At 38.8% G+C, this 19,182-nt stretch carries 14 protein-coding genes; 9 read left to right on the top strand and 5 right to left on the bottom strand.

Annotated features, from left to right (window positions below):
• The first annotated feature begins 27 nt into the window (after positions 1-27).
• From H7U17_RS18495 to H7U17_RS18485, 3 genes are all read left to right on the top strand, one after another.
• A complete protein-coding gene (locus H7U17_RS18495; protein ID WP_186758264.1) occupies positions 28-1,410 on the top strand; it encodes an aminopeptidase P family protein in 1,383 nt (460 codons plus the stop codon).
• Between the two features lie 180 nt (positions 1,411-1,590).
• The gene (locus H7U17_RS18490) at positions 1,591-1,944 is read left to right on the top strand and encodes a hypothetical protein (protein WP_186758262.1); all 354 of its coding nucleotides are present in this window, start codon (positions 1,591-1,593) and stop codon (positions 1,942-1,944) included.
• 108 nt (positions 1,945-2,052) lie between these two features.
• Positions 2,053-2,517: a COG2426 family protein gene (locus H7U17_RS18485; protein ID WP_186758260.1), complete on the top strand. Its 465-nt coding sequence runs from the start codon at positions 2,053-2,055 to the stop codon at positions 2,515-2,517.
• Positions 2,518-2,597: 80 nt separating this feature from the next.
• Here H7U17_RS18485 and H7U17_RS18480 read toward each other — a convergent pair whose 3' ends face one another.
• The 3 genes from H7U17_RS18480 to H7U17_RS18470 all read right to left on the bottom strand — a co-directional run bounded on the left by H7U17_RS18480 (position 2,598) and on the right by H7U17_RS18470 (position 5,273).
• Positions 2,598-3,218, bottom strand: a complete 621-nt coding sequence (locus H7U17_RS18480) for an OmpW family outer membrane protein (protein WP_186758258.1) — start codon at positions 3,216-3,218, stop codon at positions 2,598-2,600.
• 18 nt (positions 3,219-3,236) lie between these two features.
• Positions 3,237-3,908, bottom strand: a complete 672-nt coding sequence (locus H7U17_RS18475; RefSeq protein ID WP_222439243.1) for a DUF4136 domain-containing protein — start codon at positions 3,906-3,908, stop codon at positions 3,237-3,239.
• Between the two features lie 162 nt (positions 3,909-4,070).
• Positions 4,071-5,273, bottom strand: coding sequence for a DUF5723 family protein (locus tag H7U17_RS18470; protein ID WP_186758256.1), 1,203 nt, complete (start codon positions 5,271-5,273; stop codon positions 4,071-4,073).
• Positions 5,274-5,878: 605 nt separating this feature from the next.
• Here H7U17_RS18470 and H7U17_RS18465 point away from each other — a divergent pair.
• The 3 genes from H7U17_RS18465 (at position 5,879) to H7U17_RS18455 (ending at position 9,292) form a co-directional block, all read left to right on the top strand.
• On the top strand, positions 5,879-6,991 hold the full coding sequence (locus H7U17_RS18465) for a glycoside hydrolase family 88/105 protein (RefSeq protein WP_186758254.1): 1,113 nt from the start codon (positions 5,879-5,881) through the stop codon (positions 6,989-6,991).
• 266 nt (positions 6,992-7,257) lie between these two features.
• The gene (locus H7U17_RS18460; RefSeq protein WP_186758252.1) at positions 7,258-8,814 is read left to right on the top strand and encodes a family 43 glycosylhydrolase; all 1,557 of its coding nucleotides are present in this window, start codon (positions 7,258-7,260) and stop codon (positions 8,812-8,814) included.
• Between the two features lie 139 nt (positions 8,815-8,953).
• Positions 8,954-9,292 carry a hypothetical protein gene (locus H7U17_RS18455; protein ID WP_186758250.1) on the top strand — a complete coding sequence of 113 codons (339 nt, stop codon included), beginning with the start codon at positions 8,954-8,956 and terminating at the stop codon, positions 9,290-9,292.
• Between the two features lie 37 nt (positions 9,293-9,329).
• On the opposite strand, the gene H7U17_RS18450 is transcribed toward H7U17_RS18455, so the two are convergent.
• Positions 9,330-10,217, bottom strand: a complete 888-nt coding sequence (locus H7U17_RS18450; protein WP_186758249.1) for a helix-turn-helix domain-containing protein — start codon at positions 10,215-10,217, stop codon at positions 9,330-9,332.
• 218 nt (positions 10,218-10,435) lie between these two features.
• Between H7U17_RS18450 and H7U17_RS18445 the strand changes: the two genes are divergently transcribed.
• Positions 10,436-11,827, top strand: a complete 1,392-nt coding sequence (locus H7U17_RS18445; RefSeq protein WP_186758247.1) for a sugar porter family MFS transporter — start codon at positions 10,436-10,438, stop codon at positions 11,825-11,827.
• Between the two features lie 5 nt (positions 11,828-11,832).
• On the top strand, positions 11,833-15,150 hold the full coding sequence (locus H7U17_RS18440; RefSeq protein ID WP_186758245.1) for a tetratricopeptide repeat protein: 3,318 nt from the start codon (positions 11,833-11,835) through the stop codon (positions 15,148-15,150).
• Between the two features lie 85 nt (positions 15,151-15,235).
• On the opposite strand, the gene H7U17_RS18435 is transcribed toward H7U17_RS18440, so the two are convergent.
• A complete protein-coding gene (locus tag H7U17_RS18435) occupies positions 15,236-16,378 on the bottom strand; it encodes an MBL fold metallo-hydrolase (RefSeq protein WP_186758243.1) in 1,143 nt (380 codons plus the stop codon).
• Positions 16,379-16,881: 503 nt separating this feature from the next.
• On the opposite strand from H7U17_RS18435, the gene H7U17_RS18430 reads away from it, so the two are divergent.
• The gene (locus tag H7U17_RS18430) at positions 16,882-19,152 is read left to right on the top strand and encodes a glycoside hydrolase family 2 protein (protein WP_186758241.1); all 2,271 of its coding nucleotides are present in this window, start codon (positions 16,882-16,884) and stop codon (positions 19,150-19,152) included.
• Positions 19,153-19,182 lie beyond the last annotated feature (30 nt).

Genomic DNA, 19,182 nt, shown 5'->3' with positions numbered 1-19,182 from the left:
GGATAATAATTAACCTTCCCATATATAATGTTTAATAGAGAGATTTATAAAGAAAGAAGAGCCCAGTTAAAAGCTAAGATGGGTAGTGGACAGTTATTGTTTTTAGGCAATGATGAGGCAAGTATTAACTTTAAACATAACTGGTATCCTTTCAGACAGGACAGTACCTTTTTATATTATTTTGGAATATCCCTTCCCGGTTTGATAGCGGTGATTGATTGTGATGGTGATAAGGATTATATTTTCGGAGATGATTATGAAATAGATGACATTGTCTGGACTGGTCCACAGCCGACCATAGCAGAATTAGCGGAAAAGGTAGGTGTGAGCAATACAGGGGCTTTGAGCAAATTGGCAAATACGCTTAAAGGAGATTGCCAAATATTACCTCCTTATAGAGGTGAGCATGTCTTGAAGTTAAGGGAGATTTTCGGAAAGTCTGTTGAAGAAGTGGAGGCCATGGCTTCTGCGCCATTTATTCAGGCCGTTGCTGATCAAAGGAATATCAAGTCCAAGGAGGAGTTGGTAGAAATGGAAAAAGCTGTTACTACCACTTCAGAATTGCACTTAGCAGTGATGAAGGCGGCCAAGGCAGGAATGAAAGAGTATGAGTTGGTGGCTATTGCTACTAAGGTGGCCAGGGATAAAAACGCGGCTTTGTCTTTTCCTCCTATTGCTACGATAAATGGTCAAACTTTGCATAACCATTACTATGGGAATACCATAAATGAAGGAGATTTATTGCTTTTTGACAGTGGTGCAGAATCCCCTGAGTTTTATGCTGGTGATATGACCAGGACTTTTCCTGTCAGTGCCAAGTTTGATGCTCGTCAAAGAGAACTTTATGAGATTGTTTATAAATCCCATAGGGCAGCTGTGGAGGCTTTGAAGCCTGGGGTGAGATTTAAGGATGTCCACTTATTAGCCGCGGAGACTTTGGTTGAAGGACTTAAAGGTGTCGGACTGATGAAAGGAGATGCTAAGGAGGCTGTGGCAGCTGGAGCACATACAATGTTTTTCCAATGTGGTTTGGGCCATATGATGGGCTTGGATGTACATGATATGGAAAACCTTGGAGAGCAATATGTGGGGTATACACCTGAACTAAAAAAATCTACAGAATTTGGTCTGAAATCTTTAAGATTAGGTAAAGAGTTGGAAGCTGGAAATGTGATTACCGTTGAGCCTGGGATATATATTATTCCAGAACTTATTGATATGTACAAGTCTTCTGGGAAAATTGATGATTATATCAATTATGATCTACTTGATACCTATAAAGATTTTGGAGGTATAAGAGTAGAGGAAGATTTTGTTATCACAGCAGATGGGGCAGATTTATTAGGTACTCCATTACCTATTGCTCCAGATGATGTGGAGCGTGTAAGAACTGAAGCTTTAAAAGGATGATATAGAAATAATTCACCTCTTGGATCAAATTCTGAGAGGTGAATTTACTTTTTGGTAGAATTGCATTTAATTTGCAGCTGGAAAAAGTCTAATAATTTCTGGTAAGGTAAGAATAGGTGGAATGATTCTCAAAATGGTGATTTAATTTATAAAGGATCAGTAGTGTTGGAATAATTAATAATGCATCAATTAATCAAAATATCGACCAACTTAATGCTGCTGTTAGCAGGCATTCTTTTCTTTTCGGAAGAGGAGCTTAAGCCGGTATTTACTACTTTGCCTAAGGGAGAAGTTGAAAGTAAAGTAGAGGTCGTTGCATTAAAGAGTAAAGCCCAGTTTCGTCCCATATCGAAAAAAACCAGAAACCATTCTAAGGGTAATCATCAACTAGTAAAGAATTTTTTCATTTGGGTTAAGCCCTTCACATTAGGTAAAAACAATTTTGATCTAAGTTTTTTATCAGTAGAACTGGAAGACTCAATATTTGACCTATCCCATGTTTTTATAGGAAGGGCACCTCCCATTTTGAGTTAAATCCAATTACCAAAATTCAATAATTCAATCCCAGGAAACAGGAGTCCATTGGAGGGGCAGTATGTCAAAGCTCTCCCACTGGAAACTTCTTACTATTATAATTCTAAAATGATACATATTATTCTACATACTTTCTTGTTGAGTATTTCACCCTTTGGAGAGTCTAGGGTAGGCATTCCATATGCTATTATCAATGGCTTGGATCCCTTTTTAGCGCTTTTGGTAGGCTTGGGGGCCAACTTGCTGGTTTTTCCCATTTTATTGTTCCTCATTGATACTTTTAATGAAAAGCTATGGAAACACAAGGTTTATAAGAACCAATCGGTGAAATTGATGAGAAGGGCGAAGAATGGTGTTGGAGACAAAATTGAAAAATATGGCTTTTGGGGTTTGATGGTTTTTGTGATGATTCCACTGCCTTTTACTGGTGTTTACATGGGAACTATTGCGGCCTATATTTTTAAACTTCCTCGTAAGCAATCCTTTTTTGCAATAAGTGTGGGGGCGGTGATTTCATGTTTGATTTTAGCTTTTGGTTCACATTTGGGTAAATTAGGAGTAGAGTTGATATAAATATAACCGCATCAATTATTGCCTTGATGCGGTTAATATACAAATACCTTCCCGTGCAAGTACTTTGGGCAAAATAGAAATTAATAAAACCAGGAAAAGCCTATCCTGAAATCCAAACTGCTGAAACTGTCAGAGCTAAAAGTTTGATTGTATCGGACACCCAAATCTAAACTACTAGAATAGGCGATTGGAATAGAGACCCCCACAGCTGGTGCTATTCCAAATAAAAACTTATTGTCTTCAAAACGGTATAGTCCTAGTTCTTTCCACTTTAGAACATTATACCCCCCAATTCCTAAAGAAACATAGGGTTTGACTTTTCCAGCTTCACCATAGTAATAACTGGATGTCAGTAAAACAGGTATAGTGTTGATATAGTTGAATTCTTTAGCAGATAAAGTGAGTGTTTTATTGTCTCTTTCTATAGTCTCAGAAACCAAGCCCTCGCTGGCCTCATAGTAGGTGGATAGTCCTGAGCTGATACCAACGGAGAGGTTGTCTTTGACAAAATATTCATAAGAAAAGCCAAAACCCCTAAAGCTGAATTCATCGGTAAAATCCTTAGCATCCCCCATGGTCATGGAAGGAATATAGTGCAGGGTGAACTTATTGCTTCCTTTTTGTTGGCAAAAGGCAGAGCCCATGGAGAAAAGTCCAATTACTAGAAGGAGGTTGATATGTAAAAGGTGTTTTTTATACATCTCTGATTAGGGTTAGTTTTATTTGTTCAAATATGGAGAGTCTAAAAACATTCTGTCAAGACTGGTAGTAATCCTGCTCTCTATGTTACTTTGACTTCCTTGCAATAGGCCATTCAATGCACCTGTCCATATTACCGGTATGGGATCAGGCTCGTTGTCGCCGTTAAAGGAGGCTTCGTTAGGCGCGATCATTTCTACTAAAATTGTACCTTCTCTATAAGAGTAAACACCTCCGAAATAGCAGCATCCTCCTGGGTATCCAGGATACCAGCCTCCTGGAGGATATCCCGGTGGATACCATCCCCATCCTGGCCACCATCCCCAATAGTCCCACCAACCAACTAGATTGAAGTTAACGGTGTTGATGACCGTTGCAAGTATAATTACATCAGATCCTGTTGTTTCAGGGGCTTGTGTTTCTTGCCAGCCATATTCTAGGAATTTTTCATTGATTTCATTGAGTAGAAATTCTTCTGTTTCTTCGGAGAGTTCATCATCGTCATCATTAGAAATAAAAACCACGCTATCGGCTAAGGTGTAGGTCAAAAAGTTGTCAAAATTAGTGTCGTTGTCCCTGGATGTTATGACCAGGTCTAATTCATCTACATACTCAGGGCCATTTGGCGTACAGGCTTGTACTCCTATTAACAGTAATAAAAGAATTCTCCAAATAAAATTAGTGTTAACCATTAGTTTAGCTTTTAACTGTGAGACTATGCTATTAATTATTAATTTATGAATTATACCAATCAAAGTTGAAGGCTGATATAGACTGATTGAGAAAATTTATAAAAATTTTCATAAACTAGCTTTTTTTAGTAAAAAGGAGGCTTGAAGAATTAGTTTGGTTTATCAATAAGGGTTAATAGGGATATTGATTCCGATATAAAGTTCAATTTCAGTATTGTCTTGGTTTATGAGACTGGTCCAAATATTTCCCGATCCCACAAAAATAAACCGGTATTTGCATGCTGTTCCTACTGTAAAATTCCGTTTGTTGGAATACCCTATGGGAAGAAAAGCACCAAATACCTCATTTTCAAATCTCGGTGTAATGCTCATCATAAACTCAGAAAGGTTAATGATTTCCCTCCCAAGACCCCGGAAGGGATTTAGCGTTTGTCTTACCATCGCATTTAGGAACCAAAAATTATTCAAGTGAAAGTCACTTGTCAACATAAAGTTGGTAGGTAAATTGGTTTTAAAGCTGTTGCCTGAAACCTTATTTGTATTAACCAGATTGTTTAGTGTGTCTATAAGTTCAGTTATATCAGAAATATTGCTGAATGTTTTTGTGGAAATATTTTCAGCATTTATGGAATATAGGGCGGTTTCGGTAGCTTGCTTGTTGTTGATGTGTCCAATGTCTGTGACGCTAAAACCGATTTTGTACTCATGTGGGATTCTAGATTGGCTGCTTTTTTTGATGTAATTAACACCTAGGTCAATACTGAAGCCCAAGCCGGACATCAAGTTTGTCTTATCTTCATAAATGGATTTTGAGACATTATCAGAGAGGCCATAACGTACATTAATACCTAAGTGATCAATCATTTCTTGGTCAAACTCAGCAGAAATGTCTTCCAGTTCCACATAAGCAGACCCTAAGCTGCTAAGTGCTGAGGCACTTAATCCCCCTGTCCATTTGTGAGCGTCGTCTTCATATAACTTATGTGCATAACTAAGTTTGAATTCCCACCAGGTATTGACAACTGATTTGAAAAAATCACCATTTATGTTTTTAAACTCGTTTGGCAGCTCCCCTACAAGTAGGTCAAAAAAGGCACTGCTTGTACTTTCGAATTTCCCCAATCCATTGAGTTTAGTAGTAAGGGCAAATGCATGCTTATCACTAGGTTTATAGACGACTGAAGGAAAGATGATCTGAGAGCGAAGGAAATAATCCGCACGGCTTGAACTGAATATGCTTTTGAAATTGGTAATGCCCAAGCTGTTGCTTAATTGTCCCATCCAACTGTCATCGAGGGCGCGGTTTTTATAAATATCCAGTTGGGGGGAAAGTACGTTGACTTGCCACTTATATCGACTTTCCAAGATATCGGCAGGTTGATTTGAGATTTTTTGAAGAGGAAAATATGAACTAGAGTGCAGCCCGTGGAAGCTTTGCGCATTGAGGGAAAACGCTGCCAGAAAAAGAAATAGGAATAATTTAGATCTTTTGGCAATTATTTTTTTCCAAATCTCCATAATTATTGTTCCAAAAGGAATTGTACAAAATGACTGAATAATGTAGATAAGGCTAATGGAGGTTATTGCTTATTAATTTACGATAGATATTATGAAAATAATAGGATTGGTAAAGAGATTGTTTTTTAACGATATGTTCAATTAAATCTTTTTTGAATTACTTTTAGCTTTTTCGTTAAAATGGATGTTGAAGTTACGTATAGCATTTTTTTACATATGGATATAAACCCATTTAGAGGGTCCTTTAAGTTTCCTCTAGTCAATGGGCTGGCAGGAGGAATAAAATAGGATAAATACAACTTTTGGTTATGCTAGCAAGTGAGGGAAATGGCTTTTTAAGCTGGAAATTGGGCTAAATTATATAAATGGGTAATAAAAAATATTTTTTGCCCCTATCTTAGGGGCTTACTTGTAAAAAAGTAGAAAATATTTATTTAATAAACCATTGACCAATGAAATACCTGAAATTACAATTTTCCCTAATTTTTTTATTGGGGATTCAATTTATTGTCTTAGCCCAAGATATTGATCCGCAGGAAGTGAAAGCAGAAATGAAACGAGTGGCCGATTGGCAAATCGAGCATTTCCGCTATAGCTATAGTGGCCATAGTAAACCCCATCATCCCTTGGATTGGACAAATGGCGCGCTTTATGTCGGCATGGTAAAATGGGCCGAGCTTTCAGGAGATGAAAAATATTATGAATGGCTAAGGGGCATCGCTGAAGAGCATAATTGGAGCCTTTATAAAAGGAAGTATCACGCTGATGATCATACGGTAGGCCAGTTGTATGCTGAATTATACCGAAAATATGGGGATGATGCCATGTTGGCACCGACCATCAAACAATTTGATTTTATCCTTTATCATCCTTCTAATAGTTTGTTGAATTGGGCGACGCCTTATCACCAAGACAGATGGAATTGGTGTGATGCATTATTTATGTCTCCACCAGTATGGGCCAAGCTTTATAAAATCACAGGTGAACAAAAATACCTGAACTTTATGGTAGAAGAATATAAAGCGACCACAGATTTTCTTTTCGATAAAAAGGAACATTTATACTATAGAGATGAACGCTATATAAGCCAAAGAGACAATGGAACCAAGGTTTTTTGGGCCAGAGGTAATGGATGGGTGTTTGCAGGACTGGCCAATATTTTAACTGAACTAGAGCCAAACTCAAAAGAGTATAAATACTTCGCCAAAATCTATAAGAAAATGGCCAAAAAGCTATTGGAGATACAGACTCCAGAAGGACATTGGGCTATGAGTTTATTGGGGCAGGATTTTTATCCTACACCTGAAACGAGTGGATCTTCTTTCTTTACGTTTGGACTTGCTTGGGGAATAAACCAAGGATTGTTAGATGCAGATGATTATGAACCAGCTGTTAGAAAGGCCTGGAAAGCCATGGTTTCCCATATAACTGATGAAGGGATGTTGGGCTATGTGCAGCCAATAGGTGCTGCTCCTGGAAAAGCCTGGCCAGATAAAACCGAGGTTTATGGCACGGGTGCGTTTTTGAGTGCGGGTACAGAAGTATACAAACTATACAATAAATAAAGTCAAATAAACAATATTTAAGGCATTCATGATCATGGATGCCTTAAATATCTTTAGAGGCGTTTTACTTTGAATTGGCTCTATTAATAATCTCTTCAAAAAGAGGTTGAGAGGAGAAGAAAGCTGATGGGTAGGCAATTTGAATTAGAAAACTAGAAAAGGACTGGAGCCTCCTACTTTCTTTTTAGAGTAGCAAATTTAAAAAATGATGGCTAACCGCCTGTTGAATAAATTAACCCTAATTATACTATTAAAACCTATTAATTATGAGCAAGTATGCTTTGATCTTTATTATCTTTTGTTGTTTTGCTTGTGGCGGAGGAAATGACAAGCAAACCTCAGATGAGGTGAAACCTATTGCTAATCCTATCATCAAGGGGGAATTTCCCGACCCGTCGGTAATTGAAGTAGATGGTACTTATTATGCTTGCGGTACTTCTAATGATTGGGCTCCGATTTATCCTATCTATAGTTCCAAAGATTTGAAAAACTGGACATTTGAAAACTATGTGTTTTCTGAAAAACCAGAATGGACCAAATCCGGCTTTTGGGCCCCAGAACTCTTTTACCATAACGGTACCTATTATTGTTATTACACCGCCAAAAGAAAAAATGGGGTTTCCTGTATAGGAGTAGCTACTACCAAGGATATCAGCAAAGGATTTGAGGACCAAGGTATATTAATCGAATGGGGCTCAGAAAGTATAGATGCTTTTGTGTTTGATGATGGTGGAGAGCTCTATATTACTTGGAAAGCTTATGGTCTGAATCCAGATAAACCTATTCAAATTTTAGGTTCTGGTTTATCTAAAGATGGATTAGAATTAAAAGGAGAAGTTTTTGAAGTAGTAACAGCAGAAGCTGATACTTGGGAAAGAGGGGGAATAGAGGGGCAGTCCATGGTGAAAAAGGATGGTTACTATTATTTAATTTATTCTGGTGCGGCTTGTTGCGGAGGTGGATGTGATTATAAGGTTGGAGTAGCTAGGGCGGAGTCCATTACTGGGCCCTGGGAAAAATATGGAGGCAATCCAATATTAAGTGATTTTGGTGATTGGAAATGTCCTGGACATGGTACACCTATAGAGAGTGAGTCAGGCAACTGGTATTATATTTACCATGCTTATGCGGAGGACGGTTTTCCTTATTTGGGGAGATCCGGATTGATCAACCAGTTTTATTGGGATGAACAGACTGGATGGCCTTATTTTAAGACCAATGAATTGATTAATAAGTCTTCAGGACAAGTGGAACCAATTGATATTGAAGATGACTTTAATGCAAATGAATTGTCTGCCCACTGGAGATGGGATTTGTCAAGTTATTCTCCAGATGTTAAGTTAGAGAATGGTCGTTTAAAATTATCAGGAAAAGGGGATATGACTGATAAAAGTCTTGGTGCGGTCATCAACTTGGTGCCTGAAAAGGCAAATTATGAAGCTGAGGTCAAATTAAATTTGCAGCAAGGCGTTTCGAAAGGCTTAGTTTTATATGGTACTCATGAGAATATGATAGGTTTGGCGCTTCAGAGCGAGGGGCTGGAACTGTTTGAAATCCGTGGTGGAGCTTATCAAAAGCTGGGGACTGCGAAGACAGAAGTAGATGAGGAGATTTCTTTAAAGGCTAAAGTATCAGAAGGCCATAAGGTGAGCTTTTCTTACCAATCTGAATCTGGTGAATGGATTAAGGTTGCTTCGGAAGGCAAAGGAGACGCTCCTTTGATAGGTGATTTCTTGTCTTTTTGGCAATGGGGGGTAAAGCCTGGGGTTTTTGTTAAAGGTAATAGTCAAGGAGAATTTGAAACATTTAACTTGACCTATTAGAGTAGAGGGAATAATTGATCAATCATGGAAAAAGCATCTGCCCAGGCAGATGCTTTTTTAGTTTCTTTTTGGGTATAATGAGGTTTAATTCGGGATTAAATTTTGTAACTTGAAGAAGGAGTAAGGCAAAACAATTAATATGGTACCATTGAGAAAAACTATTTCCTTTTCAGGCTTGAACAATTTGAAGATGGCGATTAAGGCAGAATCTGACAATTTACATCAAGATTTGATTTCCTTGATTTTTATAGAGAATGAAGAAAAGTCCGAAGAAAATTTTAAGCTGGTCATAGAGTTTGAAATGTCGACGAATAAAGTGAAAAAGTGGTGTTGTGAAGGAGATTATCAGCATGAAAAAGGGGAAAAAGCGACACTTTCAATTGAACATAAAATCAAGGGCGGATCATTAGAGGCCATATGCCATTCTATTATTGATGAAATAGAAAAGGCCTATAAACTTTGGGCTGAGCTCAAATGAAAGGAAAGAAACAGGTCTTTTCTTCCCAAGAGAAAGTTTACAAATTCTTTTTATACTTAGAAGGAGGAACTCCCATGTACTTTTTAAATAGTCTGGAGAAGTAAAGCGGGTCTTGGAAATCCAGTTGAAAACTGATCTCTTTGATGGATAATGAAGTTAGATTGATGAGTTCACAGGCTTTCTGGATTTTTAATAAGTTGAAATGATGGATAAGCGAGTGTCCTGTTTTTTGCTTGAATAAGGTGAAGATAGAAGAAGGCGATTTGTTAAATGCTTTTGAGATGTCTTCTATTTTTACAGTTTCATAAATGTGTTCATTGAGATAATTAATGATATTATTGATCAATTGATCATGGTTTGATTCGGTCTTTTTACTGGATTTTAGAGAATAATGAATAAATGAACCTAAAGTTTTGTAGAGTAGCATGCTGGAATATTCGAAAATTTCTTTGGACAAGCCATTCTTAAAGATATCAATCAGGTATTCAAACTCTGCTATTCGGTTTTTTTCAAATGGAATGATGATTGGTCTCCCATAGTTTTGTCCAGCAAAACGCCTATAGATTTCTTGGGAATGGTTCCCTGAATAGTGTATCCAGAAGATTGACCATGGGTTTTCTTTATCTGAGTAATAATAATGGGATTTATTGGCTTCTATGATTAGAAATGAATTGGGTTTTAAATGGTGGATATTTTTTTCAATACCTACAGTTCCTTGGCCTTCGATACAGTAGATTAAAATGTGTTCTGAACAGCCTTTAGGCCTCTTTCGAAAATGGTAAAGGGCTTTAGGAAAATAGCCAATATCGGTAAGGTACAAGTCACGGTTTATAGCAGAATCCGAATATTCTTTAAGTAAGCCTCTTGGTATTACCGTCATTTTTTCACCAATAAAACCTGCTTTTACAAGGGCTTTGTTTTTCATGGGATTTATGAAAATATTGATGTGACGAATATATAATAAATTCTATTCGGTATCATTTCATTTTTGTGTTTTTGTCCATGTTAAGAATGTTTTTATCCATTTTTGTTAAGTTATATTCACCTAAGTTTGTTCAATGCAGAATATTCCTCAGTACAACTGAGGGGAAAGACCTCAACATTTCTTTGATCAGTAGTGAATTGAAATAACCTAAAATAACAATGAACAATAATAATTATAATTTTCCCTACCTGTTGGCTTTGGCCTTTACCTCTGCCATGGGCGGATTGCTGTTTGGTTATGACTGGGTGGTTATTGGAGGAGCAAAGCCCTTCTATGAGTTGTTTTTTGAAATTAAAGATTCTCCTCAATTGCAAGGTTGGGCAATGAGCAGTGCATTGGTGGGCTGTATTTTTGGGGCCATGCTTTCAGGGACCGTGTCCGATAAATATGGAAGAAAATACCCTTTGATCTGGTCCGCAGCATTATTTCTGATTTCAGCATTTGGTAGTGGTTATGCAGACGATTTTTATTGGTTTATTATTTACCGTTTGATTGGTGGTGTGGGAATAGGCTTGGCCTCAACACTCTCCCCAATGTATATAGCCGAAGTGGCTCCTGCGGAATTGAGAGGGAGATTTGTGGCTATCAATCAATTGACGATTGTAGTAGGGATTTTGGCCGCACAGATTGCCAATTATCTTATTGCAGAACCTGTTCCAGAGGGAATTTCTTCATCCGCCATGAAGGCTTCCTGGAATGGTACTATGGGCTGGAGATGGATGTTCTGGGCGGAGCTCTTACCTGCTGCTGCCTTTTTCTTATTGATGTTTGCTGTACCCAAAAGCCCTAGGTTTTTATTAAAACTAGGGGATGAGGTCAAGTCGACTCATATTTTAAGCAAAATAGGAGGAGTGGCGTATGCAGAAAAAGAAGTCAGCAAAATCACAGCAACTTTCAATGAAAAGGATGATAAAGTTCATTTCAAGGATCTAAATGCACCTAAAATAAAACCTATTGTGATACTGGGGGTTGTATTGGCCACCTTCCAACAGTGGTGCGGTATCAACGTCATATTTAATTATGCGGAAGAAATTTTCAGTAGCGCAGGTTACAGTGTAGGAGACATGCTTTTCAATATTGTAATCACAGGTAGTGTGAATTTGGTGTTTACCTTGATGGCCATGAGAACGGTGGATAATTGGGGGCGTAAAAAGCTGATGTTATTCGGTTCAGGAGCGTTGGCCATTATCTATTTTGTCCTTGGGCTAAGCTATTTTCTTGGTTGGACAGGCCTACCTATTTTAGTTTTGGTAATTTCTGCAATAGCGGTATATGCGATGTCTCTGGCTCCGATCACCTGGGTGGTGCTATCCGAAATATTCCCCAATAGGGTGCGTGGACTGGCCATGTCAATTGCCACTTTCAGCCTTTGGGTAGCTTCATTTGTGCTGACCTTTACTTTTCCCTTATTAAACAGTGAGTTAGGGGCTTATGGTACTTTTTGGGTCTATAGTGGTATCAGTGTTTTGGGCTTTTTGTTTATCCATAAAAAATTACCAGAGACTAAAGGCAAAAGTTTAGAAGAAATAGAAAAGGAATTCTTAAGATAAAATATATGAGCAGCTTTGAAAAGGTAAAAGCTTGGAGAGAGAAACTAGTTATACCTACCTATGAAGTAAGTAAGGCAGAGAAATACCCCATTTTCTTGGAAAAGAGGGTTTATCAGGGCAGCAGTGGATCTGTTTATCCCAATCCTGTTATTGAGAAGATCAGTGATGAGAAAATCGATAAAGAATGGGATGTGATTTATCTGGAGAACCGTTATATAAAAATAATGGTGCTGCCTGCATTAGGTGGGCGGATCCAAATGGCCTATGATAAAGTTAAAGAAAGACATTTTGTTTATTATAACGAAGTGATCAAGCCTGCATTGGTAGGGTTGACAGGACCTTGGATTTCTGGAGGTATTGAATTTAACTGGCCACAGCACCATAGGCCAAGCACCTATGATCCCGTTGACTCTACTATTGAGGAGAATACTGATGGAAGTGTGACAGTTTGGGTGAGTGAAGTGGAGCGTATGTTCCGCACCAAAGGGATGGCAGGATTTACCCTGTACCCGGATAAAGCTTATTTGGAGATTAAAGGCAAACTATATAACAGGACTCCGCATCCGCAGACTTTTCTTTGGTGGGCCAACCCAGCGGTGGCAGTAAATGACCATTACCAATCAGTATTCCCAGAAGATGTCAATGCTGTCTTTGACCATGGAAAAAGAGATGTGTCACGCTTTCCAATTGCTACAGGAACATATTATAAAGTAGATTACTCTGCTGGAGTGGATATTTCCCGATATAAAAACATTCCTGTACCAACTTCCTATATGGCGGTTAATTCAGATTTTGATTTTGTGGGGGGGTATGAGAATGATACCCGAGGAGGATTGCTGCATATTGCAGATCACCACGTTTCACCTGGCAAGAAGCAGTGGACTTGGGGTAATGGTGATTTCGGACATGCTTGGGACCGGAATTTGACCGATCGTAATGGCCCCTATATTGAACTGATGTGTGGGGTTTATACGGATAATCAACCTGATTTTTCCTGGATACAGCCTTATGAAGAACGTGATTTTACTCAGTATTTTATGCCCTACCAAGAAGTAGGAGTGGTGAAAAATGCTACAAAAGATGCGATGCTAAATATCACGATCGAAGATGGAAAAGCAAATTGCGTTGTGTATGCTACCGGGGTGTTTCCAAACAGCCGGATAATCCTTTTACATGATAATATGGTATTATGGGAATCAGCCTTTGATTTAAATCCGGAAAGTGTGTTCTGCCAATCGATAGATTTATCTGGACATGTAGGAGGATTGTCGATTGAAGTGAAGGATGAGAATGGACGTGTATTGGTAGATTGGAAACAAAAGGCTGAAGAACTTAAGCCAGTTCCTGAAGCAGCCAAAGCAGCCAAAGATCCTAAAGACATAAAAACCAATGAGGAGCTGTACCTGACAGGGCTCCATATTGAGCAATATAGGCATGCGACTTATAGTTCTTTGGATTATTACAAAGAGGCCATTGGCCGAGATGCTGGGGATGTAAGGTCCAATAATGCATTGGGCTTGTACCTAATGAGGACTGGTAAGTTTGAGGAAGCAACAATGCATTTTCAGGTAGCTATAGATACGCTTACCAAATTCAATCCAAATCCTTATGACGGTGAACCTTATTTCAATAAGGGAGTAGCCTTGAGGTTACAGGGGAAATTGGATGAGGCTTATGATGCCTTTTTTAAGTCTTGCTGGAATGCGGCGTGGCAGGACGCGGGGTATTTTAATTTAGCGCAAATAGCCCTTATCAGAGGAGAGATCAATAAAGCCCTAGAACTGGTCGACAAGTCTCTTATCAGAAATTGGCACAACCACAAAGCGCGACATTTAAAGGCTGCTATTTTACGTAAGTTGGGCAAAACAGAAGAAGCAATTGATTTGATTTCAGCCTCTTTGGAAATTGACAAATTCAACTTTGGGCTTCTTTTCGAAAAGTACCTGATCAGTGGCGAAAAATCGGACAAAGAATATTTGAAAGAACTGATCCGTGATTATGCCCATAACTATCTAGAGTACGCCTTGGATTTAGCTCAAGCCGGGCTTTATCATGAGGCAATAGACTTGCTGAAAGTCCACACTGAGGGTAAAAAGTCAGTATATCCTATGATTTATTATGCCATGGGATACTTTTATGGACAGTTGGAGGATGAAGTCTTGGCCTTGTCGTATTATAAACTGGCTACTCAGATGCCGACAGATTATTGTTTTCCAAATAGACTGGAAGAAGTAATTATGCTTCAGACGGCCATATCAGTCAATGAGGAAGATGATAAAGCCTTATATTATTTAGGAAATTTCTGGTTGGCCAAGAGGCATTATGAGGATGCCAGAAGTTGTTGGGAAAAATCTCTGGCACTCAATGGAGATTCACCATTGGTATTGAGAAACCTTTCTTTGATCTACTATAATAAATTTGATAGAAAGGATGAAGCACAAAAGCTATTGGAAAAGGCATTCTCTTTGGATAAGAGCCCAAGGCTACTGATGGAACTGGACCAGCTTTACAAAAAAGTAAATATGGTGCCTGCAGTACGTAGGTTGTTTTTGGAGAAACATATAGAGCTGGTTAATTATAGGGATGATGTATATCTCGAGTATATTACCCTTCTGAATATGCTGGGTGAACACCAGAAAGCATTAGATCTTTTAATGAAAAGACAGTTTCATCCATGGGAAGGAGGTGAAGGGAAAGTACCTGCTCAGTACATCCTTTGCAATGTGGAGCTTGCCAAAGCTGCCATTGGACAGCAAGAATATAAAGCAGCAATTAAATACCTTGAAGCAGCCCAAGAGTATCCTCATAATCTAGGGGAAGGTAAGCTTTTTGGCGCTCAGGAAAATGATGTGTTTTATTGGTTGGGATGTGCTTATATGGGCTTAGGCGATCAGCAAAAAGCAAAGGATTCCTGGAAAAAAGCCTCTGAAGGATTGAGTGATCCAAGTCCTGCATTGTATTATAATGATCAGCAACCAGATAAAATATTCTACCAGGGCCTTGCATTATTGAAGCTGGGAGATCAAAAAGCGGCAATGAAGCGGTTCAACAAACTGGTGGATTATGGAGAAACCCATATTTTTGATGATATCAAAATTGATTATTTTGCAGTTTCCTTGCCTGATTTGCTGATTTGGGATGAGGACCTTAATGTCCGCAACCATATCCATTGTAATTATCTGATAGGACTAGGGAAGTTTGGTAGAGGGGAGGTCTCTGCAGCCCAAAAGGCCATGGAAATGGCTTCAGAGAAAGATATTTATCATTTGGGAGTACATGTTCATAAGATTTTAGTAGATAAAAATGAGCCTGTCTGGTTATAAAGTGTTTGAGATATAAAAAAGCACCCCTTTAAATTTTCTAAGGGGTGCTTTTTTACTTTCATTATTCTTTTAGTAACTAGAAGAATTAATGACTGGATTCATCCATATATTTCAACCACCACTCTTCTTTTGGGTAATCTTTTCCAAGTTGTACTCGCTGGCCGATAACAGGGTGGATCATGGTCATATTCAGTTGCTCAATTTCTTTTTTAAATCGCGTTACCGGTTCGGTCCAAGAATGGGTAGATAAGCTAAAGGCTCCCCAGTGGATTGGCATTAATATTTTTCCTTTAACTTCCTTCCCCGCAGTTACACTTTGTTCAGGAAGCATGTGGATATCTGGCCAGGCATCATTGTACTGTCCGCATTCCATTAGAGCTAAATCAAAGGGTCCATGTCTTTTGCCTATTTCTTTAAAGTGGGGGCCGTAGCCACCGTCACCACTGAAGTAAATGGAAGTATTTTCAGATTTGATGATCCAACTGGCCCATTGGGTTTTATTTCGGTCAGTTAATCCCCTTCCAGAAAAATGTCGGGAAGGGCTGGCAATGATTTCTATGGAATTTAATTTTGCCTCTTCCCACCAATCCAATTCAGTGATTTTGGATGCTGGAATTCCCCAAGCGCTAAGGTGAGCCCCCACTCCTAGTGGTGCATAGAAATGCTTGGTGACTTCTTTTAACTGGAGAATGGATGGATAGTCCAAATGATCATAGTGATCGTGAGATAGGATAATCGCATCAATATCATTAAGTTTTTCTATTGGAATGGGGGATTCATACGGGAATCTTTTTGTGCCAATGGGAAGGGGAGAAGGGTTTTCTGTTAACATGGGGTCGATCAGAATTCGTTTCCCCTCAAGTTCAATTAAAAATGCAGAATGCCCAAGCCAAGTGATATGACATAATGAGTCAGCTTTCTTTGCCAGTATGGTTTCGAAGTGTGTCTCCAAAGGTTTAGTGGGGGCACTTTGTTCAGAGAATAGAAGTTCCGGCAATAGTGGTAAAACATCCCATAATGATCCTGTGCTCGTTTCAATTAGGTTGATGAATTGATTTCCATCGTAATTGGGTGAATTGTTGATCCTTGATAAATAATCACCTTCGGGCCTCTCTCCAAACTGGGGAGCTACTTTTGTATAGGAGTAAGCAATTGTTCCAAAGACTAGAATAATTAGAATCAGAAATAATGCGTATCGAATGATCGTATTGACTTTCTTTTTAGCCATTAGCAGGGGCTTTATGAATATTATTGTTTGTTTATTAAGAAATTGGGCAATTGTCAGATTATACCAAGTAAATCAAAACGAGTATAAGGTATAATTTGTTGGAATTAATATAGTTTTCAATATTTGATTATTTTCGATTTTTGAGAAGTAATCTTACTATAAATGGAGGTGTTTTCAGTAGCTAACAGCCAATAATTAAAGTTGTTCAAAACATTTCTATATATTGAAATGGTCAATACTTTTTGCTGAATATATCCATAGATAAAATCTAGTGGTAAATAATCCGAGGTGACTTTTTTTGTAAAAAATGAGAACTCTTGTTTAAAAAATTGAATTCTGTTGACGGTTTTGTGTTAAGAGAAGGATTTCTGTTACTTTTTTGAAGGATAAGTAATATTGGAAGGCTTGACTGCTTTTTAACTTTGGGTTTGGGATTTGCTTATTGACTGCAAAACCCTTTTAGCAATTAATATAAAGCAATAACATTAAACTCAAAACTACTAATGCGTACAAACAGATTTTTAGGAGTTGCTGTATTATTTTGGTTGGTGATGACCGCCAATGCACAGCAGTGGACTCCTAAGCAAGCCCCTTTAATGACCAAGTTTGCCAAAGACGTGGATCCTGAAAATGTACTTCCAGAATATCCCCGTCCACAGATGGTAAGGGAAAAATGGAAAAACCTTAATGGTCTTTGGCAATTCCAACCGGGTACATGGGAGAGGGAACCTTATCCAAAAGGCAAATTGTCAAGAAATATTCTTGTGCCTTTTGCTGTAGAGTCGGCACTCTCGGGTGTACAAGAAACCAGCCATGAGCGATTATGGTATCGCAGAGAATTTACGGTGCCAAATGATTGGAAAGGGCAGCGTATCCTATTGCATTTTGGTGCAGTGGATTATGAAACCATTGTGTTTATTAATGATAAACCAGTGGGAAAGCACGAGGGAGGATATGATCCATTTAGCTTTGATATTACTGATCACCTTAAGGAAGGTACGCAAACTATTACTGTAAAGGTTTGGGACCCTACCACCCGTGAAGGTTTCCCAAGAGGAAAGCAAGCTCTTAATCAGATAGATATCATGTATACGCCTGTCACAGGGATATGGCAGACAGTATGGTTGGAGCCTGTAGGAGAAAATAGAATAGTGGATTTTGAAATGGTGCCTGATATTGATAATTCCGAGCTTAATTTATCCGTGGAAACTTCAGGAGGCAGGTTCTTGACTTATACGGCAGAAGTTAGAGATGGAGATAAGGTGGTTGCCACCGTTGATTCCAAGCCGATGAAGCCGACAGCCATTGCGATCAAGAATCAAAAGCTTTGGTCTCCAGATTCCCCTTTTCTCTATGATATGACCATTACCCTTAAAGATGGAGATAGAGTAGTCGATGTGGTGGATACCTATTTTGGGATGAGGAAGATTTCAGTGGAACAGGAAGGTGAATTCCAAAAACTTTACCTGAACAATGAATTTGTTTTTCAAATGGGACCATTGGATCAAGGCTATTGGCCTGATGGATTATATACGGCACCCACGGACGAGGCCCTTCGCTATGACTTGGAAAAGACCAAAGAGCTTGGGTTTAATATGACGAGAAAACATATCAAAGTCGAGCCGAAGAGATGGTATTACTGGGCAGATAAATTGGGACTGATGGTTTGGCAGGACATGCCTTCTTCCAGCAGCTACACCCATGCAGCACCAGAACCAAACAAGGAAGCCTTTAGAAAAGAGTTGATGCGTATGGTGGACAACCTCAAAAATGTACCAAGTATCGTGATGTGGGTGATTTTCAACGAATCCCAAGGACAGCATGATACGGAGCATTACTCAGCTTTAGTGAAAGGACTGGATCCTTCTCGAGTAGTCAATGAAGCCAGTGGAGGTACTAACCATGGAGCTGCAGATGTGAATGATGTCCATAGCTATCCTCCTCCTGCATATGCCCAAAGCTTCCATCAAGCTACGGTTTGTGGTGAATACGGTGGTATTGGCTATCAGATGGATGGTCATATTTGGAATCCAGATGATTTGAAGGAATACATAAGTATTGATAGTGAAGAAGAGTACCTTTCCATGTACGATGAATTTGCAGATATGTTGGTACAGTTCAAGACCAACCACGGTTTGAGTGCTGCAGTTTATACTGAAATCACTGACGTGGAAATAGAGCTTAATGGGATCATGACCTATGATCGTGTAATGAAGGTGGATGCAGATAAGATTGCGCCTATTAATAAGAAAATCATAGAAGAGGTAGACCATGTATATCCTTTGGTCTTGACAGCTAAAGAGAGGAATATAGACTGGAAGTATACTTTTGAAAAGCCTGCCAATAATTGGATGGAACCAGGCTTCTCTACTTCTGGCTGGAAGACTGGACGAGCTGGATTTGGTTCTGAAGGCACTCCTGGAGCTATAAATGGTACTACTTGGGAAAGTGATGGAATCTGGTTAAGAAGAGCATTTGAACTGGGAGATATTTCCAAAATTGACTTGGACGATCTTCGATTAAATATCCATCATGACGATGAATGTGAGGTGTATATCAATGGAGTCAAAGCCGCTGAATTGGATGGGTTTACTGCCAATTATATCAATACCACCATTTCTGATGAAGCCAAAAAAGCCTTGATAGCAAATGGTACCAATATTATAGCTGTCTATGGTAAACAAGATATAGGAGGGCAGTATATCGATGCAGGCCTTTCTATTGCTACTGGAGATAAAGCACTTTCTGAGAAAACTTTGGAGAGCTTAAAATGATAATAATTTAGATTTTCCATTACTGAAAGT

This window comes from Echinicola salinicaeni, from assembly GCF_014280965.1.
GTDB lineage: Bacteria > Bacteroidota > Bacteroidia > Cytophagales > Cyclobacteriaceae > Echinicola > Echinicola salinicaeni.
This window is presented reverse-complemented; position numbering and strand designations above follow the sequence as displayed.